This is a genomic window from Synechococcus sp. RC10A2 (assembly GCF_047502605.1).
Window position 1 is genome coordinate 1 of the sequence record NZ_JANSHP010000127.1, and the last position, 26,428, is coordinate 26,428.

At 60.9% G+C, this 26,428-nt stretch carries 27 protein-coding genes; 15 read left to right on the forward strand and 12 right to left on the reverse strand.

Annotation, left to right across the window (positions count from 1 at the left end; all coding sequences use genetic code 11):
* Nucleotides 1-45 precede the first annotated feature (45 nt).
* Nucleotides 46-2,421, forward strand: a complete 2,376-nt coding sequence (locus NW848_RS16915) for a phosphoketolase (protein WP_011430799.1) — start codon at nucleotides 46-48, stop codon at nucleotides 2,419-2,421.
* A 171-nt stretch (nucleotides 2,422-2,592) separates the two neighbouring features.
* Complete coding sequence (mraY, locus tag NW848_RS16920) at nucleotides 2,593-3,615, forward strand: phospho-N-acetylmuramoyl-pentapeptide-transferase (RefSeq protein ID WP_414346920.1); 1,023 nt, start codon at nucleotides 2,593-2,595, stop codon at nucleotides 3,613-3,615.
* A gap of 214 nt (nucleotides 3,616-3,829) precedes the next feature.
* Here mraY and NW848_RS16925 read toward each other — a convergent pair whose 3' ends face one another.
* The 4 genes from NW848_RS16925 to NW848_RS16940 all read right to left on the reverse strand — a co-directional run bounded on the left by NW848_RS16925 (nucleotide 3,830) and on the right by NW848_RS16940 (nucleotide 7,305).
* Nucleotides 3,830-4,393, reverse strand: coding sequence for a hypothetical protein (locus NW848_RS16925; RefSeq protein ID WP_099813029.1), 564 nt, complete (start codon nucleotides 4,391-4,393; stop codon nucleotides 3,830-3,832).
* Nucleotides 4,394-4,624: 231 nt separating this feature from the next.
* Nucleotides 4,625-5,242, reverse strand: a complete 618-nt coding sequence (locus tag NW848_RS16930; protein ID WP_011430802.1) for an Npun_F5749 family FMN-dependent PPOX-type flavoprotein — start codon at nucleotides 5,240-5,242, stop codon at nucleotides 4,625-4,627.
* Between the two features lie 27 nt (nucleotides 5,243-5,269).
* On the reverse strand, nucleotides 5,270-6,532 hold the full coding sequence (locus NW848_RS16935) for an N-acetyltransferase family protein (RefSeq protein WP_414508288.1): 1,263 nt from the start codon (nucleotides 6,530-6,532) through the stop codon (nucleotides 5,270-5,272).
* A 119-nt stretch (nucleotides 6,533-6,651) separates the two neighbouring features.
* A complete protein-coding gene (locus NW848_RS16940) occupies nucleotides 6,652-7,305 on the reverse strand; it encodes a DUF3386 domain-containing protein (protein WP_011430804.1) in 654 nt (217 codons plus the stop codon).
* 437 nt (nucleotides 7,306-7,742) lie between these two features.
* Between NW848_RS16940 and murA the strand changes: the two genes are divergently transcribed.
* Both murA and NW848_RS16950 read left to right on the forward strand, forming a co-directional pair.
* Nucleotides 7,743-9,095 (forward strand): UDP-N-acetylglucosamine 1-carboxyvinyltransferase, encoded by a 1,353-nt coding sequence (murA, locus tag NW848_RS16945; protein WP_240527895.1) that lies wholly within the window; start codon nucleotides 7,743-7,745, stop codon nucleotides 9,093-9,095.
* 121 nt (nucleotides 9,096-9,216) lie between these two features.
* On the forward strand, nucleotides 9,217-10,347 hold the full coding sequence (locus tag NW848_RS16950; protein ID WP_414402465.1) for a geranylgeranyl reductase family protein: 1,131 nt from the start codon (nucleotides 9,217-9,219) through the stop codon (nucleotides 10,345-10,347).
* On the opposite strand, the gene NW848_RS16955 is transcribed toward NW848_RS16950, so the two are convergent.
* From NW848_RS16955 to NW848_RS16965, 3 genes are all read right to left on the reverse strand, one after another.
* Entirely contained in the window at nucleotides 10,344-10,829 is a 486-nt protein-coding gene (locus NW848_RS16955) for an ATP-binding protein (RefSeq protein WP_011430807.1), read from the reverse strand. The genes NW848_RS16950 and NW848_RS16955 overlap by 4 nt on opposite strands.
* A gap of 119 nt (nucleotides 10,830-10,948) precedes the next feature.
* Nucleotides 10,949-11,761 (reverse strand): OmpA family protein, encoded by an 813-nt coding sequence (locus NW848_RS16960; protein ID WP_228375265.1) that lies wholly within the window; start codon nucleotides 11,759-11,761, stop codon nucleotides 10,949-10,951.
* A gap of 151 nt (nucleotides 11,762-11,912) precedes the next feature.
* A complete protein-coding gene (locus NW848_RS16965) occupies nucleotides 11,913-12,569 on the reverse strand; it encodes an XRE family transcriptional regulator (protein WP_011430809.1) in 657 nt (218 codons plus the stop codon).
* A gap of 159 nt (nucleotides 12,570-12,728) precedes the next feature.
* On the opposite strand from NW848_RS16965, the gene NW848_RS16970 reads away from it, so the two are divergent.
* From NW848_RS16970 to NW848_RS17000, 7 genes are all read left to right on the forward strand, one after another.
* Nucleotides 12,729-12,992 carry a hypothetical protein gene (locus NW848_RS16970; RefSeq protein ID WP_414402466.1) on the forward strand — a complete coding sequence of 88 codons (264 nt, stop codon included), beginning with the start codon at nucleotides 12,729-12,731 and terminating at the stop codon, nucleotides 12,990-12,992.
* A gap of 84 nt (nucleotides 12,993-13,076) precedes the next feature.
* A complete protein-coding gene (ndhC, locus tag NW848_RS16975; RefSeq protein WP_011430811.1) occupies nucleotides 13,077-13,439 on the forward strand; it encodes a photosynthetic/respiratory NAD(P)H-quinone oxidoreductase subunit C in 363 nt (120 codons plus the stop codon).
* A complete protein-coding gene (locus NW848_RS16980; RefSeq protein WP_414402467.1) occupies nucleotides 13,430-14,170 on the forward strand; it encodes an NADH dehydrogenase subunit K in 741 nt (246 codons plus the stop codon). The genes ndhC and NW848_RS16980 overlap by 10 nt, the downstream gene beginning before the upstream one ends.
* A 1-nt stretch (nucleotide 14,171) precedes the next feature.
* Nucleotides 14,172-14,717, forward strand: a complete 546-nt coding sequence (locus NW848_RS16985; protein ID WP_011430813.1) for an NAD(P)H-quinone oxidoreductase subunit J — start codon at nucleotides 14,172-14,174, stop codon at nucleotides 14,715-14,717.
* Nucleotides 14,718-14,764: 47 nt separating this feature from the next.
* The gene (locus NW848_RS16990) at nucleotides 14,765-14,938 is read left to right on the forward strand and encodes a hypothetical protein (protein ID WP_011430814.1); all 174 of its coding nucleotides are present in this window, start codon (nucleotides 14,765-14,767) and stop codon (nucleotides 14,936-14,938) included.
* 62 nt (nucleotides 14,939-15,000) lie between these two features.
* Nucleotides 15,001-16,176 (forward strand): class I SAM-dependent methyltransferase, encoded by a 1,176-nt coding sequence (locus NW848_RS16995; protein WP_049749829.1) that lies wholly within the window; start codon nucleotides 15,001-15,003, stop codon nucleotides 16,174-16,176.
* Entirely contained in the window at nucleotides 16,173-16,433 is a 261-nt protein-coding gene (locus NW848_RS17000; RefSeq protein ID WP_041438445.1) for a SemiSWEET family sugar transporter, read from the forward strand. Before NW848_RS16995 ends, NW848_RS17000 begins: the two co-directional genes overlap by 4 nt.
* A 67-nt stretch (nucleotides 16,434-16,500) precedes the next feature.
* On the opposite strand, the gene NW848_RS17005 is transcribed toward NW848_RS17000, so the two are convergent.
* Complete coding sequence (locus NW848_RS17005; protein ID WP_011430817.1) at nucleotides 16,501-17,991, reverse strand: Ig-like domain-containing protein; 1,491 nt, start codon at nucleotides 17,989-17,991, stop codon at nucleotides 16,501-16,503.
* A gap of 134 nt (nucleotides 17,992-18,125) precedes the next feature.
* Nucleotides 18,126-19,388, reverse strand: coding sequence for a class I SAM-dependent methyltransferase (locus NW848_RS17010; RefSeq protein ID WP_011430820.1), 1,263 nt, complete (start codon nucleotides 19,386-19,388; stop codon nucleotides 18,126-18,128).
* 103 nt (nucleotides 19,389-19,491) lie between these two features.
* On the opposite strand from NW848_RS17010, the gene NW848_RS17015 reads away from it, so the two are divergent.
* The 4 genes from NW848_RS17015 to NW848_RS17030 all read left to right on the forward strand — a co-directional run bounded on the left by NW848_RS17015 (nucleotide 19,492) and on the right by NW848_RS17030 (nucleotide 23,448).
* Nucleotides 19,492-20,310 carry a hypothetical protein gene (locus NW848_RS17015; RefSeq protein WP_011430821.1) on the forward strand — a complete coding sequence of 273 codons (819 nt, stop codon included), beginning with the start codon at nucleotides 19,492-19,494 and terminating at the stop codon, nucleotides 20,308-20,310.
* A 310-nt stretch (nucleotides 20,311-20,620) separates the two neighbouring features.
* A complete protein-coding gene (locus NW848_RS17020) occupies nucleotides 20,621-21,598 on the forward strand; it encodes a PspA/IM30 family protein (protein ID WP_011430822.1) in 978 nt (325 codons plus the stop codon).
* A gap of 60 nt (nucleotides 21,599-21,658) precedes the next feature.
* Nucleotides 21,659-22,477 carry a tetratricopeptide repeat protein gene (locus tag NW848_RS17025; RefSeq protein ID WP_011430823.1) on the forward strand — a complete coding sequence of 273 codons (819 nt, stop codon included), beginning with the start codon at nucleotides 21,659-21,661 and terminating at the stop codon, nucleotides 22,475-22,477.
* A 551-nt stretch (nucleotides 22,478-23,028) separates the two neighbouring features.
* A complete protein-coding gene (locus NW848_RS17030) occupies nucleotides 23,029-23,448 on the forward strand; it encodes a hypothetical protein (RefSeq protein ID WP_011430825.1) in 420 nt (139 codons plus the stop codon).
* Here the strand turns inward: NW848_RS17030 and NW848_RS17035 are convergent.
* The 3 genes from NW848_RS17035 to NW848_RS17045 form a co-directional block, all read right to left on the reverse strand.
* On the reverse strand, nucleotides 23,435-24,652 hold the full coding sequence (locus NW848_RS17035; protein WP_414402468.1) for an RNA-guided endonuclease InsQ/TnpB family protein: 1,218 nt from the start codon (nucleotides 24,650-24,652) through the stop codon (nucleotides 23,435-23,437). The two genes, NW848_RS17030 and NW848_RS17035, sit on opposite strands and share 14 nt — an antisense overlap.
* A gap of 135 nt (nucleotides 24,653-24,787) precedes the next feature.
* The gene (mazG, locus tag NW848_RS17040; protein ID WP_414402469.1) at nucleotides 24,788-25,882 is read right to left on the reverse strand and encodes a nucleoside triphosphate pyrophosphohydrolase; all 1,095 of its coding nucleotides are present in this window, start codon (nucleotides 25,880-25,882) and stop codon (nucleotides 24,788-24,790) included.
* Complete coding sequence (locus NW848_RS17045) at nucleotides 25,863-26,078, reverse strand: DUF2949 domain-containing protein (RefSeq protein WP_041438447.1); 216 nt, start codon at nucleotides 26,076-26,078, stop codon at nucleotides 25,863-25,865. The genes mazG and NW848_RS17045 overlap by 20 nt, the downstream gene beginning before the upstream one ends.
* Between the last annotated feature and the right edge of the window lie 350 nt (nucleotides 26,079-26,428).

Below are 26,428 nucleotides of genomic sequence, written 5' to 3' on the forward strand. Positions count from 1 at the left end.
CAACCTCGAGCAGCATGAGAGTAGAGATACCTAGGGGGTACGGCTATGGTTTTGGCAGAACAGCTCTCAACCAAACCGCTCACCGACGACGAACTGCGCAAAATGGACGCCTACTGGCGGGCCGCCAACTACCTGTCGGTGGGGCAGATTTACCTGATGGACAACCCGCTGCTGCGGGAACCTCTAAAGCTAGAGCATGTGAAGCCGCGCCTGCTGGGGCACTGGGGCACCACACCGGGGCTGAATTTTATCTACGTGCATCTCAACCGCATCATCAAGCGGGAAAACCTCAACGTCCTCTACATCACCGGCCCCGGCCATGGCGGCCCCGCTCTGGTGGCCAACACGTACCTGGAGGGCACCTACAGCGAGGTGTACCCCAACATCGGCCAAGATGCCGACGGGATGCGCAAGCTCTTCAAACAGTTCTCCTTCCCCGGCGGCGTGCCCAGCCACGTGGCCCCAGAAACCCCCGGCTCCATCCATGAGGGGGGAGAGCTAGGCTATGCCCTGGCCCACGCCTTTGGGGCGGCCTTCGACAACCCCGATCTGTTGGTGGCCTGTGTAGTCGGGGATGGAGAGGCGGAAACCGGCCCTCTGGCTGCTTCCTGGCACTCCAACAAGTTCCTCAACCCCATCCACGACGGGGCAGTGCTGCCGATTCTCCACCTCAACGGCTACAAGATCGCCAACCCCACCATCCTGGGCCGCCTCAGCCGTGAAGAGCTGCAGAGCCTGTTTGTGGGCTATGGCTACAAGCCTTACTTCGTAGAAGGCTCCGATCCGGCCCAGATGCACCAGTTGATGGCCGCCACTTTGGACACGGTAATCCACGAGATCCAAGAAATCCAGCAGCATGCTCGTACCAAGGGGGATCCCAGCCGTCCCCAGTGGCCGATGATCATCCTGCGCACCCCCAAAGGCTGGACGGGCCCCAAAGAGGTGGACGGCAAAAAGGTGGAGGATTTCTGGCGCTCCCACCAGGTGCCGCTGGCGGATCTGGCCAAGAAACCAGAGCACCTCAAGATCCTGGAAGAGTGGATGCGCAGCTACAGACCGGAAGAGCTCTTCGACGAAAACGGCCGCCTGCGGCCCGAGCTGCAGGAGCTGGCCCCCAAAGGGGAAAAGCGCATGGGCGCCACCCCCTATGCCAACGGCGGCCTGCTGACGCGGGAGCTGAAAATGCCGGATTTCCGCCGCTACGCCGTGGACGTGCCGCACCCCGGCACCCTCGAAGCCGAAGCCACCAAGGTGCTGGGGCAATTCTTGCGAGATGTGATGAAGCTCAACCCCCACAACTTCCGCCTCTTTGGCCCCGATGAAACTGCATCCAATCGCCTGGACGCCGTGTTTGAGGCCAGTGACCGCACCTGGGTGGCGCCTATCTACGACTACGACGAGCACCTCTCCCCCGATGGGCGGGTGATGGAGATCCTGAGCGAGCACGTCTGCCAGGGCTGGCTGGAGGGCTACCTGTTGACAGGCCGCCACGGCTTTTTCTCCTGCTACGAAGCCTTCATCCACCTGGTGGACTCCATGTTCAACCAGCACGCCAAGTGGCTGAAGACCACCCGCCACATCCCCTGGCGGCGGCCCATCCCCTCTCTCAACTACCTGCTCACCTCCCACGTGTGGCGGCAGGATCACAACGGCTTCAGCCACCAGGATCCCGGCTTTCTGGATCACGTGGTCAACAAGAAAGCCGATGTTATCCGCGTCTACCTGCCCCCGGATGCCAACACCCTGCTCTCGGTGGCGGATCACTGCCTGCGCAGCCGCCACTACGTCAATGTCATCGTGGCGGGGAAACAGCCGGCCCTGCAGTACCTGGACATGGATGCCGCCATCAAGCACTGCACCCAGGGCTTGGGGATCTGGGAGTGGGCCAGCAACGACCAGGGCTCGGAGCCGGATGTGGTCATGGCCTGCTGCGGCGATGTGCCGACGATGGAAACCCTGGCGGCGGCGGACTTCTTGCGGCAGCACCTGCCGGACATCAAGATCCGGGTGGTGAACGTGGTAAACCTGATGAAGTTGCAGCCGCCCAGCGAACACCCCCACGGCATCAGCGACAAGGAGTTTGTCAGCATCTTCACCCCCGATAAGCCCATCGTGTTTGCCTTCCATGGCTATCCTTGGCTCATTCACCGCCTCACCTACCGCCGCCCCAACCACCACAACCTACACGTGCGCGGCTACAAGGAGGAAGGCACCACCACCACTCCCTTCGACATGTGCGTCCTCAACCAGGTGGATCGCTTCAACCTGGCCAACGACGTGTTGGAGCGGGTGGAGCGCTTCAAATACCGGCGGGATCACGTCCAGCAGTTGATTCGGGACAAGCTGGTGGAGCACAAGCAGTACATCTGCAAGTACGGCGAGGATCTGCCCGAGGTGCGCAACTGGAAGTGGCCCTACTAGTGGATCCCCCTTCCCCCAACTTTCACCTCTAGCCGCCGGCAGGGTAGAGTTTTCTTGGGCTCTCCTGCCGGAGCGTTCTGGGCGGTTGTGCTGGAGGTTGAGAATGTGAGGGGTTCAGAACGGGTGGATGCGGATACCCTTCCCCGGCTGGAAGAGGCGGACTGGGGAGGGATGGCCCTCTCCTTAGTTCTCGGCCTGGCCCTCTCAGCGCTGGTCATCGGGATCCGGCCCCAGGTGGCCGTCCCCTTTGGATTGAGCGTGCTGGGCTCGGCCCTGCTGGGATCCCTGCTTCTCCCGGTCTTGCGGCGCTGGAAGGCAGGCCAGGTCATCCGCGAGGAGGGGCCCCAGTCCCACCACAAAAAAGCGGGCACGCCGACCATGGGTGGCCTTAGCTTTTTGCCCGTAGGGCTGCTGGTGGCCGGCATCGGGAGCGGCTGGGATCCCCAATGGCTGGCGGTGGCCCTACTGACCCTGGCTTACACCGTGGTTGGCTGGCTGGACGATTGGCTGGTCATCCGGCAGCGCTCCAACAAGGGGTTGTCTGCCAAATCGAAGCTTTTACTCCAAGTTGGGATCGGCCTGGTTTTCTGTGGCTACCTGGCCTGGCAAGGGATCCCCACCGTTCTCACCCTGCCGGGAATAGGCGCCCTCCCCCTGGGCTGGCTGTTCTGGCCCTTGGCCTTGTTTGTGCTGGTGGGCACCAACAACGCCGTCAACCTCGCCGACGGCATGGACGGCCTGGCGGCAGGGATGGTGGCCCTTGTCCTGGCAGGGCTGGGGCTGACGGCAGCGGATCCCGTTTTGGCGCTCGTGGCCTTTGCCTTGAGCGGCGCCTGTCTGGGCTTTCTGGTGCACAACCACCACCGGGCCCGCCTGTTTATGGGCGATACCGGATCCCTGGGGTTGGGGGGCGCTCTGGCGGGGCTGGCGCTGTTGGGGGATCAGCTCTGGGCCCTGGCCTGGATGGGCGCGGTGCTGGTGGCAGAGGCCCTGTCGGTGATCCTGCAGGTGGGCTACTTCCAATACACCAAACGCAAAACCGGACAAGGCAAACGGCTGCTGCGCATGTCGCCCTTGCACCACCATCTGGAGCTGGGGGGCTGGTCGGAGGTGCAGGTGGTGGGGTGCTTCTATGGGCTAACGGCGCTATTGGTGGGGCTGGGCTGGGCCTGGTGGCACTGGGCCGGCGCTTGAGAGGCAGAGGATCCAGGGGTACCACGGCAGGGGCCAAGCGCCGAAGCCGGACTTGGGGCTGCTTTCGGGGTTGGGAGGAGGTCTAAACTGACTTAAGGGTTGTGGCTTGCCCTGGGCAGAGATTTGTCCATGGGTACAGCATCCTGTCCCCAACCCAAATGGCTGCAATTTCAAAAATGGTTGAAAAGGGCTTCTAGGCCGCCCGCAGAGCCCTCTAAGGCTGCAGGATCATCGACCAAAAGCCGCTCTCTTCATTCCAAAAGGGCGCCAGCGACTCTCCCACCACGTTCGGCCCCCAGTAGCGAGCGGTTCCATCCAGGGTAAAAGCCACCACAATATCGCCGGGGCCGATCTGCAATGGCTCCTCGCCCAAACTCAGCACCAGCCCCTCGCTGCCCCCTTCTCCGGGCGCAAAGTCCCAGTGGGCCGTTTCCGGGTTGAGCAGCCGTCCACCGCTGCGCATCAAGATCACCAGCCGAATCGGGTGAGGGGTGCGATTGCCGACTCGAAAGGCTCCTGTGCGGGTGGAGGTGGGGAAGGCAGACTCTGAGGGCAGGACAGGAGCTGCATTCCCCTCGAAGGAGCCTTGTGGGGATTTTAACATCGGCTGGGCTGCCAACCCCCGAACGAGAGCCAGACCCCAAACCAAAGCGGCAGCCAACCCCAGGGATCTCTGGCGCAGCTTGCCCCGCAAGGTCCCTTTCGGCGGCCCGCCGGCAACAAGAGCGGCAACAGCTTGGGTGATACAGGCAGGAAATGAGCGGATGGAAACAGACATCAGATTACCGCAACCAGGAGTGCTACATGCCGGATTGAGAAAGAAGCTGAGCGACCGTGACCTCGCCATTGGTGAGCAGATCCAGCCCGCAGGCGGCGTCGCGCTCAGAATAGGACGGTTGTTCAGCCACGCTAACACCTCTATCCTTGTCTGTTCTTCAATATTCATTCAACCTTCTCTCGGAAGGCGAAAACCGCTCCCCCCTCCCACCTGCAGTCGGCTGGGATCCTTCTAGGGGTTGACCGCTCGGCATTTCCACCCTTGCGGGCTGCGCTCATACAGAGTCCGTCGCTGGGGATAGATCGCATCTCCCTTGAGCTGGAGGTGATCCACCTCCGTTGGATCCAACAGCAGTAGGACAAATGTCGGCGGTGGCAAAGATGCCTTTTCGGGGGGCAGCTCTTCAACAAAAGCCTCGGGTGGGGCAAGAGGGCCTTTAGGTTCCGGCCAGAACCAGAGCAGCCGTCCTTTTTCCGAGATTTGTTGCCACAACTGTTGTCGGTGCTGCTGCGCCCGAGGATCCGGGTGGTCGGCGGTGATGGCCTCGAGAGTGCCGGCAATGCGAAATTGCTCGCGAGTTTTACAGAAGTACCAGCAGATCTGGGCCAGTGGGCAGTGGGCGATCTGGCAGATCTTCTCGCTGCGGCTGTCCACCGCCAACTGAATGCGGTCGGTATCCCCCAAAAATCCCCGGAAGACCACCGTGCGGTTGCGCGGGTGCCCCCAAGGATCCACCGTAGCCAACTGCAAATAGCGCACACCCGCGTCGCTGCGGTTGCGGTGCAAGGCCGCCTGCAGCAACGTCCGCCAAGAGGGATCCCCAGCCGGGTTATCCTTCAACTCGTTCATAGGGGTGCGCAGGTGCCAGCCGAGACTTTAGCCGGGAGGGGGAGGAGCTTCCGATTGCGGATCCCTGGCCTGTCCTAGTGAGGATTCCGGCCGAACGGAATGGGAATCCAGACCAGTTGGGCGAAGGGAATGAAAGGGATGCTCCAGACAGCCCTCTGCCAGCCCCTCGAAGCGTTCCGGCACCGGCTGTTTCACCGGCAATTTCTGGAGCACCAGAGCGAGATACTCGCTGTACCATGGGGAGCGAGCTTCTCGCACCTTGTGCCACACCGAGCGCGACATCAACAGCGTCCGCTCCACGTCCCGGGCTCCCAGCTTGAGCAAAAATTCCTCCCGTTCCGGCTGGTAATCGGTGGAGGCCAAAGCTAAAGCCTGCGGCGGATAGGCTTGGGTGAGCCGGGCCATCTTGGCCATGAGCTCAGGATAGAGCCAGGTGTAGGCGGGGTGAACCGTAAGCTTGGCCACATGCGGCTGCTGCCCGGTACGATCCAACTTCAGGTTGAAATAGCCGATAGCAGTTTTCCGCTCCGGCTCATAGACACACATCTCCACCCGTTCCGTTTGGCTGATGACGCATTTGGCCTGATCTAGGAGCCAATCCAGCGGGCTGGTGCGAAAATCGCTCACGTCGCGGTCGTATACCTGGCGCACGGTGGCCGGCATGGATCCCGTATCCAGTTGGTAAATGGCGTAGGCATCCCGGTTGGTCACCGGCACCAAGTTGGGCAGCATGGGCTCGTGCTGGCTGAGGGCGGCCAGAATCTCGGGCCGGATCGACCAGTAGGTAATCTGGGCCAGCGGTTGGAAGCCGTTGTGGCGGTAGAGGGCCATCGCCCCCTTGTTGTGGATGTTCACCTCCAAGATCCAGGTGCGGGCCTCGCGAAAGTGCTCCATGCAGTGTCTGAGCAACTTAGAGCCGATTCCCTGCCGCCGGGCGGAGGGCACCACAGCAATGTGATCCACCCGCCAGGTGCTGCGGGAATGATTAAAGGGAGAAACTTGAATGACCCCCTGGATTTTGCCCTCCAGCTCCGCCACATGCACCGTAAACATGTGCTGAAAACGGTTGGGAAACAGGCTCAAAGTTTTCAGGGGGCCATACCACTGGCGCAGCCGCCGCACCTGGCGACGAATGTCCACCGAGCGGCCGCTGTACTCTTCATCAAAAGCTTGAGCCAAAATCTCCTCCACCGCCTCCAGATCACCCAGTTGAGCCGGGCGGAGAATCAGTTCGGGAGCCTCCTTAGGAGCTTTGGAATCCGGGTTGGGCTTTTCCGCAGGGTTGTCCATGCCAAAGTGTGGGCGGGAGAATACTCAAAGCATAGCTCAGGATCCCCCACTTCTTCTATCTAAGGGGGGCGTTGCTGCCACAAATGAGATTATCGGGCTTTCCGTTGGCCTTTGGCCAATCAGGCCCCCGCATCCAGCAACGCCAGGTTGCGGAAGGTAAAGCGCTTTTCCACAGGGCCGGTTTCCGTCTCTGTTTGAATGCGCCGCTCCGAGAGGATATAGTACTTGCCCACTTTGGTGTAGAGATCTTCAAATTGGCTGCGCCCACCCTTCTGCTCGCCAGTCTTGGCGTCGTGATAGACGGAGTCGTAGCGGTGGGAGAGGTAGCCTTCGCCCGTGTCGTGGCTGCTGAAGGTGTGAATAGTAACCACCATACCGTGAATATGCCGATGCACCATGGTAACTTGGTTGTCGCGCACGTGGTAGCGATCCCCTTCGGCTTTGCCGCCCACCAGGATCTCCACGGTGCCATCGGGTAGGATCTGGCCATAGCGAAAAGTGTTGTTCCCGTGGGTCTCGGCGAAGCTGCGGCGCACCCGGTGAACGGCAATCTCCCAAAGTTGATTGTGAATGGCTTTCCGGGCTTCCTCATCCTCCACGCCCGTAACCGTCGCTTTTAGGTCTGCCCCCACTCGCACCTGGCCCACAAAAGTGCGCTCCCCATCCCAGTAGGTGACCTCGGCGCTGTAGCCCGGAAAGTCGGGATCCCAGGTGTAGCGATTTTCGTAGGCGGCCCGAAACAACTCTTCGGCAGAAACTTGGGTCGCGGTCATCGAGTGTCTCCTGTCTTACTGGCAAGCGCTTCTCATGACCATCCATCATACTGCCCCTTGCTGCCAGGCTATCCCCCTAGCCGCCCGCGGCAGGAACCTGCGTTTGTTGACATACTCTCTACGCCCAGGGCCTGCTTCCCCACAGCGATCAGCCAGGGGTTTTCGCGCCACAAAGAGCTGACATAGCTAATTGCCCATCCGCCGCTGTTAGGATAGAGGCATAGCCACTGGAGCTTCTCTTCCTTCGTCACCCTAAGTTTTGGCCTGCAAGTTTAGTTGCTGCTTTGATCCCCGGAGTATTCTCTGGAAAGAGCCTTTCTATTTTTGGTGGGTGAGGAGGAAGATTGAGAGATTTTTTTGACAATCGCGTCGGCAGGACGGAATCCCTAGCGCCTAACCTGTCGCCGGCCCAGACCAGAGTGGCAGCCCCGCCGGAGATGATGGGGCCAGTGCTGAAAATTGTCGGCAAGCAGACCTTGAGCGGCCACATTCCCATCGGCGGCGCGAAAAACTCAGCTTTGGCGCTCATGGCGGGATCCCTTTTGGCTCCTGCAGCTTGCCGAATTCACAACGTGCCGCGCCTGCTGGACATTGAACGCATGGGGCAGATCCTGACCAGCCTGGGGGTTAAGGTGTCCCATGTGGGCAATACCCTTGACCTGGACGCCAGCTCCCTCAAAACTTCCCAGGCGCCCTACGAGTTGGTCAGCCAGTTGCGGGCCAGCTTCTTCATCATCGGGCCGCTGCTGGCGCGGCTGGGAGTGGCCAGAGTTCCTCTGCCCGGCGGCTGTGCCATCGGCTCGCGTCCGGTGGATCTGCATGTGCGGGGCCTGCAAGCGTTGGGGGCAACGGTTCAAATCGAGCACGGCGTGGTTCATGCCTATGCCCGCAAGCTGGTGGGAACCCGCATCTACCTTGACTATCCCAGCGTCGGCGCCACCGAGACGCTGATGATGGCCGCTACGCTGGCCGAAGGGGAAACGGTGATTGAAAATGCTGCCCAAGAGCCGGAGGTGGCCGACTTGGCCCGTTTTTGTCAGGCGATGGGAGCCCGCATCCGTGGCGTGGGCACCAATACGGTTGTGGTGGTAGGGGTGCCGCGCCTGCACGGCACCGAGTACACGGTCATTCCCGACCGCATCGAGGCCAGCACCTACCTCATTGCCGGGGCCATCACCCGCTCCGAACTCACGGTTGGCCCTGTTATCCCGGATCACCTGCGAGCGGTGATTGCCAAGCTGCGCGACATGGGGCTGCGGGTGGAGGAAGAAGGCCCCAACCGGCTGCGCATTGCCCCGGCTCAACTCAGTTCGGGCTGGCTTTGCCAGGCAACCGATATCCAAACCTTGCCCTATCCAGGTTTTCCCACCGATGTGCAGGCGCCGATCATGGCCTTGGCTGCCCTGAGCGAGGGCAGTTGCACCATCGAGGAGACGGTGTTTGAAAACCGCATGCACCACATTCCCGAGCTCAACCGCATGGGGGCGGATATTCGTCTCAAGAACCGGGTGGCCATTGTCCGGGGGGTGCCGTCGCTGTCGGGAGCGCCGGTGGTGGCCACGGACTTGCGGGCGGGGGCAGCTCTGGTGTTGGCTGGCCTGGCGGCTGAGGGCTGCTCTACTATCCACGGGCTCCACTACATCGACCGCGGCTACGAAGCTATCGATGAAAAGCTGCGCAGCGTTGGGGCCAAGGTGTATCGCTGTAACAACCCGGCAGGGATCCCGGCCACCCCTCAGCCTGAACAAGCTGATGGAAAGGGGATCCCATTGCAGAATTGGCCCACTTGAGCCTACGCCGTTGGGGGGATCCGCCGGCCCCCTCCCCCTTGTTTTCTTGAGGGAAAAAGGATGCGGTAGGCTAGGAGCCGACAGCCCAAATTCAGGGAGAAGGGGTTGGGGATCGAGAGCCATGTCCCAAGTGTACGACTGTGTCATCGTCGGCGCTGGCCCTGCCGGCGGCTCGGCCGCCTATCACCTGGCCAAGCGGGGGCGCTCAGTGCTGGTCTTGGAGAAGGATCCTTTGCCCCGCTACAAACCCTGTGGCGGCGGCGTTTCTCCCATGGTGGCGGCCTGGTTTGACTTCGATTTCAGTCCCGCCATTTCGCTGAAGATCCGGCAAATTCGCTACACCTGGCGGGGCGGGGATCCGGTCGTGGCCGACCTGGATCTGAAAGAGCCGGTATGGATGGTGCGGCGGGAGGTCTTCGACCATTACTTGATCCAGCAGGCGCAAAAGCAGGGGGCAGCACTCCAGACGGAATGTCCCGTCTCCGGCATTGAGTGGCAGAGCGACCGCTGGCAAGTGATGACAGCCACCGGCCCGGTCTGGGGTCGGTATGTGATCGGGGCCGATGGGGCCAAAGGCTCGATGGCCAAGTGGCTCGGCTTTCAAAACCGGCAGCGCCGCCTGGCTGCCGCCCTGGAAGCAGAAGTGCCCGTCTCAGAGCCAAAAACCGCAGCCGCCCATTTCGACTTTGGCGCCGTGAGCAACGGCTACATTTGGAACTTCCCCAAAGCCGATGGCTACTCCATCGGGGCAGGCACCTTTCGGGGTGGCGAAAAACAAAACTTGCGGGAAATCGCCGCCGAGTATGCCCAAAGCTTTGGTGTGGACTTGAAATCGGTCAGGCAGTTTGGCCATCCCATCTGTCTTTGGGAGGGGGATCAACCCCTGCACAGCCAAAATGCCCTCCTGGTGGGAGATGCTGCCTGTGTCGTCGATCCGTTTACCGCCGAAGGGATCCGCCCCTCCCTCCTCACTGGCATGCTGGCAGCGCGGGCCATCGACCAAGCCCTGGCGGGAGATACCGAAGCCCTGGCGAACTACTCCGCCCGCGTGCAGCAGGAGTGGGGCTCAGAGATGCGTTGGGCCAAGCGGATCGCGGCGCTGTTCTACCGCTTTCCGGGCGTCGGCTACAGGGTAGGCGTCAAGCGACCGGGAGCCACTCGGCGCATGGGCCAGATCTTGGCCGGTGAGCTGCGCTACAGCGATGTGGCCAGCTCGGCCATTCGCCAGTTGAGCGCTGGCCTGTTGGCCTAGGCCGGCCGCTGGGAGAGGGGGGCGGGATCGTCGAAGCGCCTGCTGATCAGCAGGCAGTTGCGGCCATCTGCCTGGCGAGTATAGCTCAGGTGGGTGGAGAGAGCCTTCATCAGCCGAATACCCCGTCCCCCCTCGGATTCGACCTCGGCGTCGGGGGGCCTGCTGGCTGCTCGGTTCTGGAAGAATTCCTCCAAGTTGAACTCCTGCCCTTGATCCCAGATGCGCAGCTCCAGCTCCTGGGGCATCAGAACCAGCTCGATATCGATGGGTGTACTGGGAGACAAAGTGCGGTGGGCATGGCGAACGGCGTTGGTAAAGCCCTCCGCCAAGGCCAACTGGCATTCCAACCAGATGGGGCCCGGAATGCCGGCGTCGCGGAAAGACTCAAACCACGTCAAAACTTGGCTGAGAGCATCCAGGGTTGTGTCTACTCTCAGCGCAAAGGTCTGCTTTTCCCCCGACGGGATCCCTGCCGCGTTCAAAATCGAACCCCAAAGCTCAGACTGTTGCCTGGGCCCTCGCCCTCACCAGGGATCGGACCAGTTGATTCTAGACTAAGGCGCTGTTCAAGCCTGCCAACCCCCAACTTTGGGGGGGGCCACTAGGGGGCGATGATGAGATCCACGCGGCGGTTTCGCTGTCTCCCTTCCTCCGTATCGTTGTCGGCCACCGGCAGGGTGGGGCCAAAGCCAGAGGTTGTCCAGCTGATGGGGTGGTCTTCCGGCAACAGGTTAGCTAAGTAGTCTTTCACAGCGTTGGCGCGGCGCAGGGAAAGGTCGAGGTTATAGTTCAAGGAACCGATGTTGTCGGTGTGGCCGTTGACTTGAACGCGGGCGCCGGGCATTTCCCGCAAAGATTTGGCCACTTCTGCTAACAGGGAGGCCGCCTCAGGCCGAATCTCGGCCTTGTCGAAGTCGAAGAGCAGATCGCCCGGCAGGCTAATGGTTCGGGTTCCCACCTGAAAAGAGGTAGGGGTCGGCGTTGCGGTGGGGGCAGGGACGCTTGCTCCCTCCGGGGCGATCTCGGCAGTGGTGGCCGATTCTCGCCTCGGCTCAGGGGCCGCTGCTGGGGAAGACAGCCGTTGCAGCCGCGACTCCAGTTCTTCAACGCGGATCAAAAGCTGGATGGCCTGCTGGCGGAGTTCTCGAATCTCCCTTTCCAGATCCGTGGAGCCGCCGTGATTTGGATTCCCCTTTGGTGAATCTGCATCTGGGCTCACCGCTGGGAGACTGGCCTGGGGTGGAGACAGGGTGGGCAGGAGCGGCGGCGTGTTGGCCTGCGGCTGGGGAACTGGCAGCGGTTGGGTCTGAAGCGGCTGCGGGAGCACCATTCCCGCCCAGATGCCGCTGCCGACCAGGAGGATCCCACTCGAGAGATTGAGAAAGACCGTTGCACGTTCCGATGGGCGGGGCATCGCAGGCAAACCTCTGGCTAGATGGGCGCAGGCGAGGAGCGAAAACCGGGCTCAACTCAACGCCTAGAGTCGATCCTATCCGGCGACCGCAGCTTGCCAAGGGGATTAGGGGCTGCTCAGGCTACCCCTTCCCGCCATCCTCGGCAAAAGCCTAGTCGAAGCTGAGACGGCCCCGATAGCGTCCTATGAGGATCAGGCCGTTGACGGGATCCGCACAATCGACCACAAAAGACGGGAAGCGAGGGTTGTCGCTGATAACTTTTACTCGGGATCCTGACAGGCGTTGCAGCCGTTTGACCCACAGCTCGCCATCCCTCTGAAAGACGTAGATGCCCTCACCCCCCAGCTCTTTTTGCCGTTCGACAAAGATCCAGTCGCCATCTTCCAAGGTGGGAGACATGCTGTCCCCTTGCACCCGAATCAAACTGAGCCCATCCGGGTTCCCCTTCAGATGGGCCCGTAGCCAGTTACGCTCAAAAGCTAGCACCGACTCGATGGACTCTTCCCGCACCAGCGCCCCCGCCCCTGCCGAGGCGACCACATCCACCAGAGGCACGTATACATACTCCGTTTTGGCGTCGCCAGCCTCCAGCCGCGGGGATCCCTCCCCCGTAATCAGCCAACTGAGACTCACCCCCCCCACCTGGGCAATTTTCACGGCCTTGTCGATGCCGGGCACGGATCCCTTGAGGTAACTGCGCAAGGCTGTATCGCTAATGCCGGCCCGCCGCCCAAACGCATAAATGGCCTCATCGCCGATCACCTGTCGCAAACGGTCGGCAAAGGAGGAATCAGAGGAGGTGGACATCGGCTTAACGCTACGGGTTGTGTACAACTAAATTTCTACCACTACCTGTTGACAAGTCAACCCTCGTGAGGGGCAGGGGCTTATGCTGGGTTGGAGGGAAGAGGGCAGGGTTTCCAGTAGTAGGATCTGAGAGACTTCACCTGCTCTGGCTTGCTCCCTATGACCGTCTCAGACTGGAAACGCTGGCTGGATCATTTTCTCATTGCCCTGGTCTTTCTGGTGTTTGCCGGGTTTGTCTGGTTTGTCTTCTCGGTAACGGGAGCTTTCATCGGGATCCCGCTGGGCTACAAACTTTGGCTGCGGCTGTGGTTGCCTTTGTTCCAGCCGGCACTGGGGATCCTGATAGCTGGAGCCCTGCTGAGTGGGGTGTGGGGTTGGCTGGAGAAACGCCACTCCCGCAATCGAGACCATCAGCAGAACTAAAGATCGGGCAGCGCCGGGAGGCGGCAGACTGGCTCTATACTGAAAACGTATCTAAATGTTGAGCACCTGAGGCGGTCTGGCGTCGTGTTTGTCTTATCCGGCTACGAGTATTTGCTGGTCTTTCTGATCGTCTGCGCTCTGCTGCCGGTCTTGGCTCTGGGAGCTTCTGCGCTCTTGGCCCCAAAGCGGCGGGGATCCCTGCGCCGCAGCACCTATGAGTCGGGGATGGAGCCGTTTGGCCAGGCCTGGATCCAGTTCAACATCCGCTACTACATGTTCGCCCTGGTCTTCGTGATCTTCGACGTGGAGACCGTGTTCCTCTATCCCTGGGCGGTGGCCTTTCATCGCTTGGGACTGCTGGCCTTTGTGGAGGCCCTGATTTTCATCGCCATCCTTGTGGTGGGCCTTGTGTACGCTTGGAGAAAAGGAGCGCTGGAATGGTCATGACCTCTAAGGAGCCGGAAGTTTTGTTTCCGGCCTCTCCTCCGCAAGTTACTACGGATCTTTCCAACAATGTTATTCTCACAACGGTAAACGACCTCTACAACTGGGCCAAGATGTCCAGCCTCTGGCCGCTGCTCTATGGCACCGCCTGCTGCTTTATCGAGTTTGCAGCCATGCTGGGCTCCCGCTTCGATTTCGACCGCTTTGGCCTGTTGCCTCGGACTTCGCCGCGCACGGCTGATTTGATCATCACGGCGGGCACGGTCACTATGAAAATGGCCCCAGCGTTGGTCAAGCTCTACCAACAAATGGCTGAGCCGAAGTACGTGATCGCCATGGGGGCCTGTACCATTAGCGGCGGCATGTTCAGCTCCGATTCCTACACGGCGGTGCGAGGGGTGGACAAGCTGATCCCTGTGGACGTGTACATTCCCGGCTGCCCGCCGCGTCCGGAGGCGATCATGGATGCTATTGTCAAGCTGCGCAAGAAGATCGCCGCCGAAGACATGCGGGAGCGGGGCCGCCTGCAACAAACCCACCGCTACTACACGGTCAAGCACAACCTCAAGCCGGTGCCGGAGATCATCACCGGCAAGTATCTGGAGAGCGAGACCCGCCAAGCTCCTCCACCGGAACTGGCGGCGGCTATTGGCCTGCCGGTGCCTCCGGCCTTGCAGACTGCCGACTTCAAGCAGGCGGAACAGCAGCTCAAAGCTTTGCGGGGAGGGATGTGAGATGACAGAGGACAAAGCCCAGCAAAAGCCGTCCTCGACAGCCGAGCCGACAGAGCCGTTGGCGACGCTGGAACGGGGGCCGGTTTCCCAGTTCCTCGCCGATAACGGCTTTGACCATCAGTACCTGGGCAGAGATGCCGCCGGGGTGGAGCTGCTGGAGGTGGAGCGGGATTTTCTCTTGCCTGTGTGTACTGCCCTCTATGCCTACGGCTTCAATTACCTGGAGTGCCAGTGCGGCTACGACCTGGGGGCAGGGCAACCCCTGGTCAGCCTCTATCACCTGATCAAACTGGCGGACGGGGCAGATCGGCCGCAGGAGGTGCGGGTTCAGGTGAAGCTGCCCCGCCAAGATCCGCGGGTGCCCTCGGTGTACTGGATCTGGAAGTCGGCGGACTGGCAGGAGCGGGAGACCTATGACATGTACGGCATCATCTTTGAGGGACACCCCAACTTGAAGCGGATCTTGATGCCGGAAGACTGGATTGGGTGGCCGCTGCGCAAGGACTATATCACGCCTGACTTCTATGAGTTGCAGGACGCTTACTAGGGGGGATCCCTTAACCGGCTGAGCAGCGTTCGCAGGACGTGAGAGAAATGTGGCCTTTTTTGCTCTTGGCAATCTACGCAGGGGGAGTTTGGTACTCAGCCCGCAAGGCGGATCGCATCTACTCAGGCTCTGGAAAGTGGGCGGTGTCGGCCCTCTGGCCACTGCTGCTCTTGACCAACCGCCAGTTTCGCCAAAATTGGCGTCGTCCCTTGAACAAGTGAGTCTATCCCCATTGGTAAGCCCTTCTAGGCAAGACTTAGGCTTGGGCAATCCGGATTTGCCCTTGTCGCCCTCGCAGGCCGACCGGAGGTTGCCAGAGCTGATCGGCAGCCGCATTCGCGCCCGAGGACCCGTGACCTTTGCCCAGTTCATGGAGTGGGCCCTCTACGAGCCAGGTCTGGGTTACTACGAGCGGGAGCATCTCCCCCTCGGCTGGGACTATCGCACCTCCCCTCACTTGGCGGCGGATTTTGCCCAACTGTTGGCTGAGCAGATCTTCCAGTTCTGGCACATTTTGGGATCCCCTCCCCATTTTGCGGTGATTGAGATGGGGGCGGGCAGCGGGCGCCTGGCCGAAGATTGGCTGGCCTATGTGTGCTCCAATTGGCCCGACTTCTGGCAAGCCCTGGAGTACGGGATCCTCGAGCGCTCTGCTTTTTTGCGGCGGCTACAGCAGGAGCGCTTGGCCGGCTATGGCGAGAAGGTGCGCTGGCTAGAGTGGGACGAGATCCCAGATGGTTCGGTAACCGGCTGTTTTTTTTCCAACGAGCTGGTGGACGCCTTCCCAGTCCATCGGGTGCAGGTGCAGGCGGGGGCCTTGCGAGAAATCTACGTGGATTGGGCGGAGGGGGAGGGCTTCCGAGAAGTGTTAGGGGATCTCTCTACGCCCGCGCTGGAAGCGTACTTTGCCCGCCTGGGGATCCCGATTGCCACCTATCCCTCCGGCTACCAAACGGAGGTCAACCTCAAGGCCCTAGAGTGGCTCCAGCTTCTGGCCCGCAAGCTGCGGCGGGGCTACGTGCTCACCCTTGACTACGGCCACACCGCCCAGCGCTACTACAGCCCCCAGCGCTTCCAGGGCACGCTCCTGGCCTACCGCCAACACGGCACCTACGCGGATCCCTATGTCTGGGTGGGATCCCAAGATCTCACTGCCCACGTGGACTTTACCACCTTGCAGCAGGTGGGGGAGTCTCTGGGGCTCAAGTGCCTGGGCTTCACCCAGCAGAGCTGCTTTTTGGTGAACCTGGGATTGGCGGAAAGGCTGGCCGCCCTCGGCCAAGTTGGCGACGAGGGGGGGGATCTGGGCCAGGTGTTGCAACGGCGACATGCCCTTCACGCTCTGCTGGATCCGCTGGGGTTGGGGAGCTTTGGGGTGTTGCTGCAGGCCAAGGGCTTGAGCGAGGCGGAAGCGGCCCAGCCGCTGCAGGGCTTTGTCGAGCCGGAGCTACACTTATGAACCTCACCTTTTGGGTGGGCCTATCGGCTGCTGCTCTGACCACTGCCAGTTTCTTCCCGCAAGCCTGGAAAACTTGGCATAGCCAAAAGGCGGACGATTTTTCTTGGAGCTACCTGCTGCTGTTTGGGGCAGGGATCCTGATGTGGGATCTGTACGGCCTGTTGCGCCAAGATGCGGTCATCCTGCTTGCCAACACGGTAACCCTGGCGCTGGTGGGAGTGATTATCCTAACCAAACTGAGAACCTCGGCTCGCTAGGGGGAGAGGGGAGTTGCTCTGCATCTGGCCTGGGTTTTAGGCCTTGCTTGCCTAGAACTCCTCCTGACTAAGGGATCCAGGCCAGTGCGCTGCTGCTCAGCGGCAGGCGGCGACGGCTGTTGGGGATCGGCAGCCCATCTTGCAAGTCCACCAGCCACACTTGCCCGCTGCGGATCGCTTGCCCAGTGCGGCTAAAGGGGGCCCAGGGATCCGGGATCTCCTCTTGCAAGGGCTCCAAAAGCGTGTAGGCCAACAGGCGGCCGTCAGGGGAAAGGCTGAAGTCCAGCTCAAAGGGATAGTCGGCCCGCCCCACCTCTACGGTCTTGCCCGCCGGGGCCGCGCCGCCGCTGCCGAACACCACTGCCAGCAAGCGGGGGGACTCGGTGTAGGCCAGAGATGCCAACGCGCCCTCACCAACAAACTCGGCCTCGCTGACCAAGCCGTAAAAGACGGGTGCCCTCGGCGAAAAAGCTCCTTTGGTTACGGATCCCTCGGTAACCCAAATCTCCTCGCTGGTGCCGGTATTGCTGACGATAAAGAGGCTGCGGGTGTAGTCGGGATTGAAGCGCAGCAAAGCCCCGAAAGCCCCATCGGGACGGATGGCCAAGGTTTGGCCGAACTGGGCCAAAAAGCTCTCCGCTGCCGCCCGCGGCTGCAAGGGCACAATCCCCACCCCCTGCCCCTGGGAGATGAGCAGGCTGCTCTCATCAGGGCTGATGAAAAAGTCTCCCCCCAAAGCCGTATCCAGATCCAGCCGCTCAAAGGGATCCCGGCTCCTTTTCTGGATCCACAGTTCCGTCTGGACGGGAGCCAGGGGATCCCGTTGCAGGGGGATCCGCTCCGCTACCACCAGCTCCCCCGTCGGCGAGACCTGGAAGCGCAGGTTTTGGTAGCCCTGGTGGTCCAGCAGCAACCGGGAAGACAGATCCTCCAGATCCAGGCGGTAGAGATCCTGCTGCTGGATGGTGCTGGCGGTGGCAAAGTAGTAGACGAAGCGGCCATCGGCGCTGGGCTGCATCTGGGTAACCTTCAGCCCCGCCGGCGTCAGCAAAGTGGTGGATCCCGTCTCCAGGTTAAAGAGCAACAGCCGCCCCCGTTGGTCTGCTTCCGTGCCGATCCCCAACAACTGCCGATCCGGCGTGCGAAACTCGCCCTCAAAAGGCCGCGCCATGGGCTGGCCCCGCTCATCCACGGCTGCCTGCAGGCGCACCCGGTAGGTCTGGCCGTAGGGGGCCGGCTCTGTCAGCGTCCAAAAAAAGCGGCGGCCCAGCTTGCGCATCCGGCCCGGCAGAGGCGGCTGGATCTCCAGGTTGGCCGCAACGCTGTCCGCATCCATAGGGCGGTTGAAGGTCAGCACCATCTGCAGTTCCTGGGATCCCACCCGCTGCTGTTGCCAGTTAAAGTCCCGCACATAGGGGGCCGTGTGGTTGCCCAGCAAAAATAAGATCACCCCAACCGCCAAGTTGCAGAGGGTGATCCCGGCCACCCAGCGATCCAGGGGCTGGGTCAGCCCTCGCTGCAGAGCTGCATAGAAGCGACGTGCCGGCCAGGCAGACATCCGAGTCGTACAGTTTTCGACCTCTCAAACCAGATTAAGACACTTCCCAGGCACTCCGCGCCACTGCCCTCACCCCCAACCCCTCTCCCAGAGGGAGAGGGGAGTTGGGATTGGTCGGGAACGGGAAAACGGCTCTACTGCAGCATGACGAATAGAAAGTCTTCCAACGCCGTCAGGAAGGTCAGCACCTCGTCAGTTGCCTGTTCTTCCGTCAGGGATCCCAACTCGACGACCCGCTGAATCAGCTTTGCCACCGGAGTTGGCCCCTGCAGCAGCGGGGCCAGCCATTTCACCTTCTCGGCAGGGATGCGGATCCGCCCGTGGGTGGCCCCTGTCCACTGCATTTCGTAGGTGCAGTTCTCTTGCAGGGCCTTGTTGTACTCCTGGTGGAAGCGAGCGTTGTCCATCAGCAGGGGGTTGAATTGCACGGATCCCGCCAACCAATCTGCATCCGTCCAAGGTAGCACCAGGGAAGAGCCGGCGTGCTCGGCCCAAAAGTCGATGAGGCGATGGGCAGGCCGGATCAGCTCGTAGAGGTGCAGCCGCTCCATGACGCTGAGGGTTTCCAGCCGTTGCCGCACAAACTCCGGCACTTGCTTAAAGAGAGACTCCAGCGACCAGTCGGGCATATCCACCAGGCTTAAAAAGCCCAACCCCGCCTGCTGCAACATGCCAAACACCTCGGGGATCGTGAATCCCTTGTCGTTGGAGAGCAGATAGTTGTTCATGATGGCGGCATCTTCGGTATAGCTGGCCGGGTTCCACAGCACCGCCTTGGCCACCTCTTCCTGCAGGGATCCCATGAACTCCCGCACATGTTGCGCCCCCACCGCCGGCGGGACGTCGAATTGCCCCACCTTTTGCAAAGCTGCCTGCAGGCGGAGAAACACCTGGCGTTGGCGGCGGCTGTGGAGATTGGCGCGAATGATGCCCTCGGGCTTGAGGACTTTTTTCATCGCCCGCAAGCCCTCAGTGGGATCCGCCAACAAATACAAAACATCGTTCAGGCTGATGAAATCGAACTGGATCCCCAGGCGATCCAGCTCCAGCACGTTGAGGACGTAGCACTGGACATCGGTGAAGCCGTGGTGCCGCAGGCGTTCCTCGGTGAGCTTGACCGAAGCCGGCGACAGATCACAGGCCACGATCTGGGCGCCCGGATTGGCCTCCGCCATCATCAGCGTCTCCCAGCCGGAGCCACAGCCGGCGTTGAGCATCACCTTGCCCTCGGACGGGACGAGGGCGTGGGTGCGTAGGTACTGGGCGGTGGTATAGCTCATCTTGAACATCTCCCCCAGGGCATTGCGGGCCGACTGCGAGAGGGGCACGTTGGGGTAGGGCAGAGCCTCGTAGAGGCTGAGGGCCCGGTCTGCAGCCGAGAGGGCGGATCTGGTCATACGCAGAGGAAAAGCTCAACAGAGAGCGAGAGAGCGGTCGATGCAAAGGCAGGATGAATTTATGATTGAGTGTAGCCGTTGAGGGATCCGCTCAGAACTGGCTATGACTGCTGCTGCTTTGCCCCGTCGCCGCTCCCGTTTCTCCCTGGCAGGCACCCTGGCCGCCGTGGGCGGGGCGCTGCTGTGCGGGATCCTGGTGGTGCGGCTGCAGGTGCCGATGCTGGAGCGGATCAACCTAGAGGCCCTGGAAAATGCCGAGGCCCGCAAAAACCGCAACATCGCCCTGGCCACCACCCTGGGCTGGCTGGGCTACCGCAACCTGGGCGCCTCCTGGCTGTGGCTGGAGCTGATCCAGTACTACGGCGACGCCCCTGCTCGTGCCCAAACCGGCTACGGCCTCGCCTACGAGTACTTCGACCACATGCTGCGACTGGATCCCAACTTTTTCTTGGGCTACCGGCTGTCTAGCTTGGTGTTGGCCTATCGGGCCGGCCAGCCGGAAAAAGCTGTCGAGATTTTGGATCGCGGCCTGCAGCAGTTTAACCCCCAAAACAATCCCGACGCCTGGCGGCTCTACGTGGATCGCGCCTTGATCAACTTCATGTTTTTGGGGGATGCGGAAGCGGGCCGCCGCGACTACTACCAAGCTGCCGCCTGGCGGGAACAGGTGGGCCTGCCCGGCGACGACTTTCGCCAACTGGGGGACAACATCGCCCGCAGCCCCCTCAGCCGCCGTTCCCGCTTCGATGTCTGGCTGAGCGTGTTCAATGCCACCAGCGACCGGGATACCCGCCAGTTTGTTCTGGAACAACTGACCCAATTGGGGACGGTGCTGCGGACGCTGCCCACCGGCGAGATCGAGATTCTCCCACCTCCTCTGCCCGATTTTCCCGAGGAAGAGCCCTACCGCTTGCGCCTGTAATTCCAATCCCCTAACTGGGCAAAGATTGCGCTCTAGGGTTGTGACGTTGCCCCAAGAGGTGAGCTAAACTCTAACCCAAATTGTCATCCTGGAAGCCGTCTTCTTCACAGGACCGATCCCTGCGTCAGAGAATCTGCTCTCTCTGGCGCAAGCGAAGTGTTGCTCCCGCTGCCTCTCCTCGAAGAAGGGGCGGCTATCGTTCTTGCTTCCGGTTCGTGAAGACGCTCCAGGCTTTCGGTAAGTTCCCGCAGCTTCCCCATTTCTTATTATTTCTTAACTTTTGTTGTTCTGCACAATAGGAGTGATCCCCATGGCCTCAAGAACTTCTCTCCTGATGATGGCGGCTGTCCTTTCGGGCAGTTGGTTTGTCCTCCCTGCAGCGGCCCAATCTTCTGGGACAGCGCGAGTACGGTCGGTGGTGGATGGGGACACCTTTTGGGCAGACTTGAACGGCAGGCCAACCCGTTTTCGTCTTGCCTATGTGGATGCCCCAGAGCTGACGCAAGGGCGCTGGGGGCGGCTCTCGCAGGAAGCTTTGCAAAGCCTGCTGCCGCCGGGATCCCTGGTGCAGGTGGATACTCTCTACGTCACGCCAGAAGGGCTGCACATTGCCCAGGTGTACAACGCCGAGGGTTTGGTGAATTTGGAGATGTTGCGCCAGGGGCAGGCGGTGGTTTATGAGCGCTTTTTGTACGGGGCCAACCGGGAGCGCTACTTGGAAGCTCAAGAATTGGCCCAGGCGGCGCGACGAGGTTTTTGGCAGCAACGCAATCCGGTGATGCCCTGGGAGTTTCGGGAGACAGCCGCGCAAACCTCAGCCTTTGCGGGATCCAACGTTTTGGACGGCTCCTTCCTGCGGGAAAACCCGGCAGCGGCTGCGGGCGTGGGCATTGCCACCGCGGTGGTGATGGTGGGCTTGAGCAAGCTGCTGTGGAGAAAGCCCAGCCGGCAGAGGGTGAGCATCCGCCAGATGGAGCGGGATCTCAAACAACTGCAGCGCAGCCTGGCCACAACGCTGGCCAGCCGCAAGCAACTGGAACGGCAGTACGATCAACTGCTGCAAAAGGCCGAGGATTGGTTTGTCAGAGCCCAAAAGGCCAGCCAACATGACCAGGACGAGCTGGCGCGCCAGGCTTTGGTGCAGCGGAACCAACACATGAGTGCTGCAGAGGCGGTTCGCAAATCTTTGGATGAAGTTGAAGCGCAGGCGGCAACCCTCCGCGAAGGCATTTCTCGCCTGGAAAGCCAGATCGCGCTGGCCAAGCTGGAACGGGAGATGAACAACTAAGCCTGGGGCGGCGGCTTAAGATGGGGGAGCATCTACCTAGTGAGCCAACTGGCAATGGCGATGAAGGCAAGAGTATCCCCTCTTTTAGCTGCCCTGCTGTTGGTGCTGCTTTGGCTTGGGATCCCCCTTGGATCTGAGTCAGCGAATGGGGCAGCGGCGGCGAGTGCCAAGATCGATCCTGAGATTGACCGGCTGTTTGAGGAAGCCTTTGCTGCCACCAACCGGGGAGATTTTGCCCGGGCAGAGGCCTTTTGGAGCCAATTGTTGCAGCGCCAGCCCGACAACCCGGCCCTGTGGAGCAACCGAGGCAACGCCCGCGTCAGCCAGAACCGCTTGCAGGAGGCTTTGGAGGACTATGCTGAGGCCATTCGCCTGGCTCCCAACGCACCAGATCCCTATCTAAATCGGGGGACGGCTTTGGAGGGGCTAGGGCGCTGGCAGGAGGCCATTGCCGATTACGAGCGGGTGTTGCAGTTGGATCCCAACGATGCGGCAGCCTACAACAACCGGGGCAATGCCGAGGCAGCGCTGGGAGAGTGGCAGCAGGCCCTGGCCGATTACCGTCGCGCCACGGAGCTGGCTCCTGACTACGCCTTTGCCCAGGCCAACTACGCCCTCTGCCTTTATCAGGTGGGAGAAACGGAAGCTGCCTTGCGCCTGATGCGGGCTTTGGTGCGCAAGTACCCGAAGTTCCCGGATATGCGGGCTGCCCTCAGCGCTGTTCTTTGGGTGCAAGGCCGGCAGGGAGAAGCAGAAAGCCAATGGGTGGCTGTGCAAGGGCTGGATCCCCGCTATGCCGACCTGGAGTGGGTGAAAACCGTCCGTCGTTGGCCACCGGCGATGGTGGCAGCCCTGGAGCGCTTCCTTTCTCTGCGTTGAAGAGCTGTCAGCAGACTCCCCTGCAACTCTGGATCGCAGCAATTCTTAATCTCATCTCAATTGAGAGGAGACATCGATCCTAGAAAGGAAAAGCCCCCACGACTCCCTCAAAAGAGGAAACGGGGCGGGCGCAGTGCCTCAGTCTAAATCGAAATAACAACATTGCCATCTTTGAGTTATGGTTTCGGACTTGGCTCTGCGCATTGGCGAAGCGGTTGCTAGGGATCCCCGCAGCCAGAGGCTCAGGTTGCAGCCTGTCTGGGGGGGCGGGGATTGCCTAAATTGGGATCAGGACAACTGAGGATCCCGGCAGCCAGCTCAACCCAAGCCCAAGAGAACGCGAAGGGATCCCGACGGTTTCGATAGACTGTGAGAGGGACAGTGTAAAAAATTGCTTCCTCGAGCTTCCTCCCGCTCTGCTGTGTTTCAGTTCTATCGCGGCGTGTGGTACTGACGTGAGTGCAATGGCCTTTTTCTCTCGCTATTCTTTCCTCTCTCCTGGTTGGAGGAGGGCACTACGAGCTCAGGGGAGCTGGGCAGGGCTGTTGCTCATGGCTCTACAGCTTGGGCAGCCCGCCGTGGCTCAGACAGAGACCCAAGTTTGGAGTGGCACTGGCCAGATCTTGAGCGGTCAGGGGCAAGGGGCCACGGTGCAACTGGTTCTGGAAACCGGTGGCGGACGCATTTGGACGCAGTCGGGGCCGGCGTTGGATGCGCCCTTTTCCGGCGGGCAGATTTCGGTTACCAGCGGCGACGGCACCTGGCAGATCCAACCGCAAGGGGATCAGTTGCTGGTGACCTTTTACCGCGGCGAGCAGATCATCCGCTGGCAACTGCGCCCCGTCGGCGAGGTTCCAGCCTCTTCTCCTCCTGTGCCATCCAGCTCCTTGATCGGCGACACCGCCCAACCGCTGGCTCTGCCTGTGCAAGAGCTGGTCGTTCCCATCCAGAATTTGCCTAACAATCGCTGAGGGATCCCGCGGGCAGGTCTCCCGGTTCAGAACATAAGTAAACTACCCGGCTCCGACCGCCCCCCGTATACGGGGGGCAGGGGGGCGGGGGGATTGAGGGGGGCTGGTTTACAGCAGCCCCCAAAAGCGCAATTACATTTGCCCCGTTGTAGTCTGCGTCCCCTTCCCAACCACAAGCCGGGTTGACACAACGGAAGCGCTTCCTTTCCCGTTGCCCAATCCACAGGCACTGGTGGCAGGTCTGTGAGCTGTAGGCAGGCGGCACCAACACAACCCGGATCCCTGCTCTTGCTGCCTTGTACTGCACAAACTGCCGCAACTGGTAGAACGCCCAACTATTCGACCGCCGGCGCTCCGTCTTGCTACGCGGCTGTTGGTTGACACGCTCCCGGATCCCGGTCAGGTCTTCCAAGGCAATAAAGCTGTGGGTTGCCTGCACCCTCGACACAATCGCTTTGGAGATGCAGTGATTAACCCAGGTTTGGAAGCGTCTCTCCCGGCCAGACAACCGTTGCAAGAGCTGCCGGCACCGCCGCCGACTAGACCTTGTGCCCTTACTGGCCTTGCGTTGGAGAACCGCTCTCAACCGGGAGTAGTGGTCTCTGACCCGGCTCAACTGCTGTCCACTCCAGTTATCCCCCTCTGAGGTGTGTGCAATATCTGTTCTGCCCAAGTCCACTCCAATCGCCTTGGGGGTGTTCTGGGGCTCCGGCAGGTCATGCTCGACGCAAATCTGGATGTAGTAGGAACCGTCCTGCCGTTTGACCAGGGTGGCCGCTTTTGGGTGGGTGCCGGCCAGCATGCCCCGTTGGTAGTTACCCATGGCCAGCTCAAACCGTTCCTGCCCCTCAACCGTAGTTAGCGATACCGTCCAGTCTTTTTCACGGAACGAGAAGATGCGGGCATCGTAGGTGACGAAGCCCGCCTTGAACGCCTTGACTGGACGGTTCTTTTGCTTGGCAACCTTGCGCGACCCCGCCACCCGCCTGCATACCTGCCCCGCCAGATTACTGGATAACCCAAAGCGAGCGCGTATCTCGTAATAGCAAAGGGAATGGAGTTTGACTGCGTTAACGACTTTCTCTGGTGTGCTTTGGTTGACCCAGTTCAGTGCCTGCGCAAAGGCGTCCAGAGTCGCATCCAACTTGGCGGCCTGCGCCTCAGACACCTTGAGCTTGCAGGAGATAGTCAGGGTTTGGGTCATACTGTTACTGTACCTTATGGGAACGCATTCCTCCCAGCCCTGACCGGCCCGGCCCCCGGCCCCCCACTCCCCCCGTATACGGAGGGGATATAGGGGGGTACAGGGCGGGTCTCCTGCGGTTTCTAGATGAAGGGATTAGGGGTGCTCCTGCTTTGCCTGTTGCCAGAGGGCCTCTAACTCCGCGAGGGTGAGTCTTTGGAGAGGGGAGGCTTGGCCGCTGCTAGGCAATGCCGCTTCTGCTGGTTGCCGCGCCAGCTCTTCCAGGCGCAAAAAGCGGCAGGCAAAGCGCAGGTTGGTTTGGGTCAAGGCCTGTGCGGCATCCAGCCCATACCAACGGCCCAAATTGACCAGAGCAAACAGCAGATCCCCCAACTCGGCTTCTTGTCGCGCCGGGTCAGGGGGATCCCGTTCCAGCTCTCGGCGCAGTTCGGCCTCTTCCTCGCGCACCTTGGCCCAGATCCCCTCCACCGTCGGCCACTCAAATCCTGCTCCCACCACCTTTTGGGAGATCTTCAGGGCGGCCATCAGGGGGGGCAAACTTTCGGCGTAGTGGAGCAGTTTCTGGCCGAGGGTTTGCTGCGGCTGTTCCTTCTGCTTGATGTCTTCCCAGGAGCGGTGCAACTCAGAAAGGCTGGAACTATCTGACTGCGGAGCCTCCCCAAATACATGGGGGTGACGGCGGATCAGCTTATCGGCAATCCGCGCGGCTACAGTTTCCAGGTCGAAGTGGTTTCGCTCGGCAAAGATCTGGGATTGCAACACCACCTGCAGCAACAGATCCCCCAGCTCTTCGGCAATCGCTGCCGGATCCCCGGCCCGAATGGCCGCCACCGTCTCGTAGGCTTCTTCGAGGATATAGGGAGTGAGCGACTCAGGCGTTTGGGCGCGATCCCAAGGACAGCCGTCGGGGGCGCGCAACTGAGCCACAATTGCCGCCAAGCGGCTGAGGTGCTGTGCAGACGCAGAGCGCTCCAGATAAAGATGGGCAAAAGAGCCTGTGGCCCGCGGATCCCAGCTTTGCAGCGTCAGGGGGCCGCCCACTATCTGCAAGTCTTCTGTGAGCAAGGTCAACGCTTGGACAGGGGCGCAGACCTGCTGTAAAAAACGACGCAGCTCCGCCGGATCCTTCTTCCCGCAACTTTTCAGCAGCAGGGATCCCTGCCCAGCCGCAGACCAGCGGGCCAGATGCTGTTGCCAATCGGGCTCAAGGCTATCCAGCGTTTGGAGCATGGTCGTAGGTGCGGCCCAAATCCAGAAGGCGCCTGAGCTGCTCGAGATCGATGAAACTCAGCTCCAAAAGGATCATCAGCAGCGGCCCCTGCTGGCGATGCTGCAGCTTTTTGGCCAAGCTCAGCTGCGAGCGGTCAATGATGCCCGCTTCCAACAGGTATTCTTCAAGGACAGGAGGGGGAATGGGATCTAGCATAGTCGTTTCACAGCGCTGAGAAGGACAAGTGGGAAAACTGAGAGGATGACAGACTAGTGTAATCATTCTTAACACTCTTACAGAGCTTCCGCAAAGATCTGGCCGGCAACTAAGCCAAGAGGCAGTAAGCCAGGTTTGCCGAGCGCAGCTCCGCCAGGCGATCCCTCCCGTTACCGGGACAGATGGGATCTCTGTATCCAAGAGCACAAAAAATGGATTCAGTGAGGTCAATGTATAATAGCAAGCTCGCTGCCGATTGACAGTGCCCTGATGAGCCGATTCTCTTTCCCCGACGAAAAGTACAGCCTTTTAATTTAAAATAGGGTACAGGTATTCAAGAGGAAGGAGAG

Excerpts from the sequence above, each read along its gene's own strand:
- NW848_RS16960 (WP_228375265.1), bottom strand. The coding sequence starts at position 11,761 with ATGCCCCGCCCATCGGAACGTGCAACGGTCTTTCTCAATCTCTCGAGT.
- mraY (WP_414346920.1), top strand. The coding sequence starts at position 2,593 with ATGGCCCTCTCCTTAGTTCTCGGCCTGGCCCTCTCAGCGCTGGTCATC.
- NW848_RS16940 (WP_011430804.1), bottom strand. The coding sequence starts at position 7,305 with ATGACCGCGACCCAAGTTTCTGCCGAAGAGTTGTTTCGGGCCGCCTAC.
- NW848_RS16985 (WP_011430813.1), top strand. The coding sequence starts at position 14,172 with ATGACAGAGGACAAAGCCCAGCAAAAGCCGTCCTCGACAGCCGAGCCG.
- NW848_RS16930 (WP_011430802.1), bottom strand. The coding sequence starts at position 5,242 with ATGAACGAGTTGAAGGATAACCCGGCTGGGGATCCCTCTTGGCGGACG.
- NW848_RS17045 (WP_041438447.1), bottom strand. The coding sequence starts at position 26,078 with ATGCTAGATCCCATTCCCCCTCCTGTCCTTGAAGAATACCTGTTGGAA.
- NW848_RS17000 (WP_041438445.1), top strand. The coding sequence starts at position 16,173 with ATGAACCTCACCTTTTGGGTGGGCCTATCGGCTGCTGCTCTGACCACT.
- NW848_RS16915 (WP_011430799.1), top strand. The coding sequence starts at position 46 with ATGGTTTTGGCAGAACAGCTCTCAACCAAACCGCTCACCGACGACGAA.
- NW848_RS16950 (WP_414402465.1), top strand. The coding sequence starts at position 9,217 with ATGTCCCAAGTGTACGACTGTGTCATCGTCGGCGCTGGCCCTGCCGGC.
- NW848_RS16935 (WP_414508288.1), bottom strand. The coding sequence starts at position 6,532 with ATGGACAACCCTGCGGAAAAGCCCAACCCGGATTCCAAAGCTCCTAAG.
- NW848_RS17025 (WP_011430823.1), top strand. The coding sequence starts at position 21,659 with ATGAAGGCAAGAGTATCCCCTCTTTTAGCTGCCCTGCTGTTGGTGCTG.
- murA (WP_240527895.1), top strand. The coding sequence starts at position 7,743 with ATGATGGGGCCAGTGCTGAAAATTGTCGGCAAGCAGACCTTGAGCGGC.
- NW848_RS17005 (WP_011430817.1), bottom strand. The coding sequence starts at position 17,991 with ATGTCTGCCTGGCCGGCACGTCGCTTCTATGCAGCTCTGCAGCGAGGG.
- NW848_RS16970 (WP_414402466.1), top strand. The coding sequence starts at position 12,729 with ATGACCGTCTCAGACTGGAAACGCTGGCTGGATCATTTTCTCATTGCC.
- NW848_RS16965 (WP_011430809.1), bottom strand. The coding sequence starts at position 12,569 with ATGTCCACCTCCTCTGATTCCTCCTTTGCCGACCGTTTGCGACAGGTG.
- NW848_RS17035 (WP_414402468.1), bottom strand. The coding sequence starts at position 24,652 with ATGACCCAAACCCTGACTATCTCCTGCAAGCTCAAGGTGTCTGAGGCG.
- NW848_RS17010 (WP_011430820.1), bottom strand. The coding sequence starts at position 19,388 with ATGACCAGATCCGCCCTCTCGGCTGCAGACCGGGCCCTCAGCCTCTAC.
- NW848_RS17015 (WP_011430821.1), top strand. The coding sequence starts at position 19,492 with ATGACTGCTGCTGCTTTGCCCCGTCGCCGCTCCCGTTTCTCCCTGGCA.
- NW848_RS17020 (WP_011430822.1), top strand. The coding sequence starts at position 20,621 with ATGGCCTCAAGAACTTCTCTCCTGATGATGGCGGCTGTCCTTTCGGGC.
- NW848_RS16990 (WP_011430814.1), top strand. The coding sequence starts at position 14,765 with ATGTGGCCTTTTTTGCTCTTGGCAATCTACGCAGGGGGAGTTTGGTAC.
- NW848_RS17030 (WP_011430825.1), top strand. The coding sequence starts at position 23,029 with ATGGCTCTACAGCTTGGGCAGCCCGCCGTGGCTCAGACAGAGACCCAA.
- mazG (WP_414402469.1), bottom strand. The coding sequence starts at position 25,882 with ATGCTCCAAACGCTGGATAGCCTTGAGCCCGATTGGCAACAGCATCTG.
- NW848_RS16980 (WP_414402467.1), top strand. The coding sequence starts at position 13,430 with ATGGTCATGACCTCTAAGGAGCCGGAAGTTTTGTTTCCGGCCTCTCCT.
- NW848_RS16925 (WP_099813029.1), bottom strand. The coding sequence starts at position 4,393 with ATGTCTGTTTCCATCCGCTCATTTCCTGCCTGTATCACCCAAGCTGTT.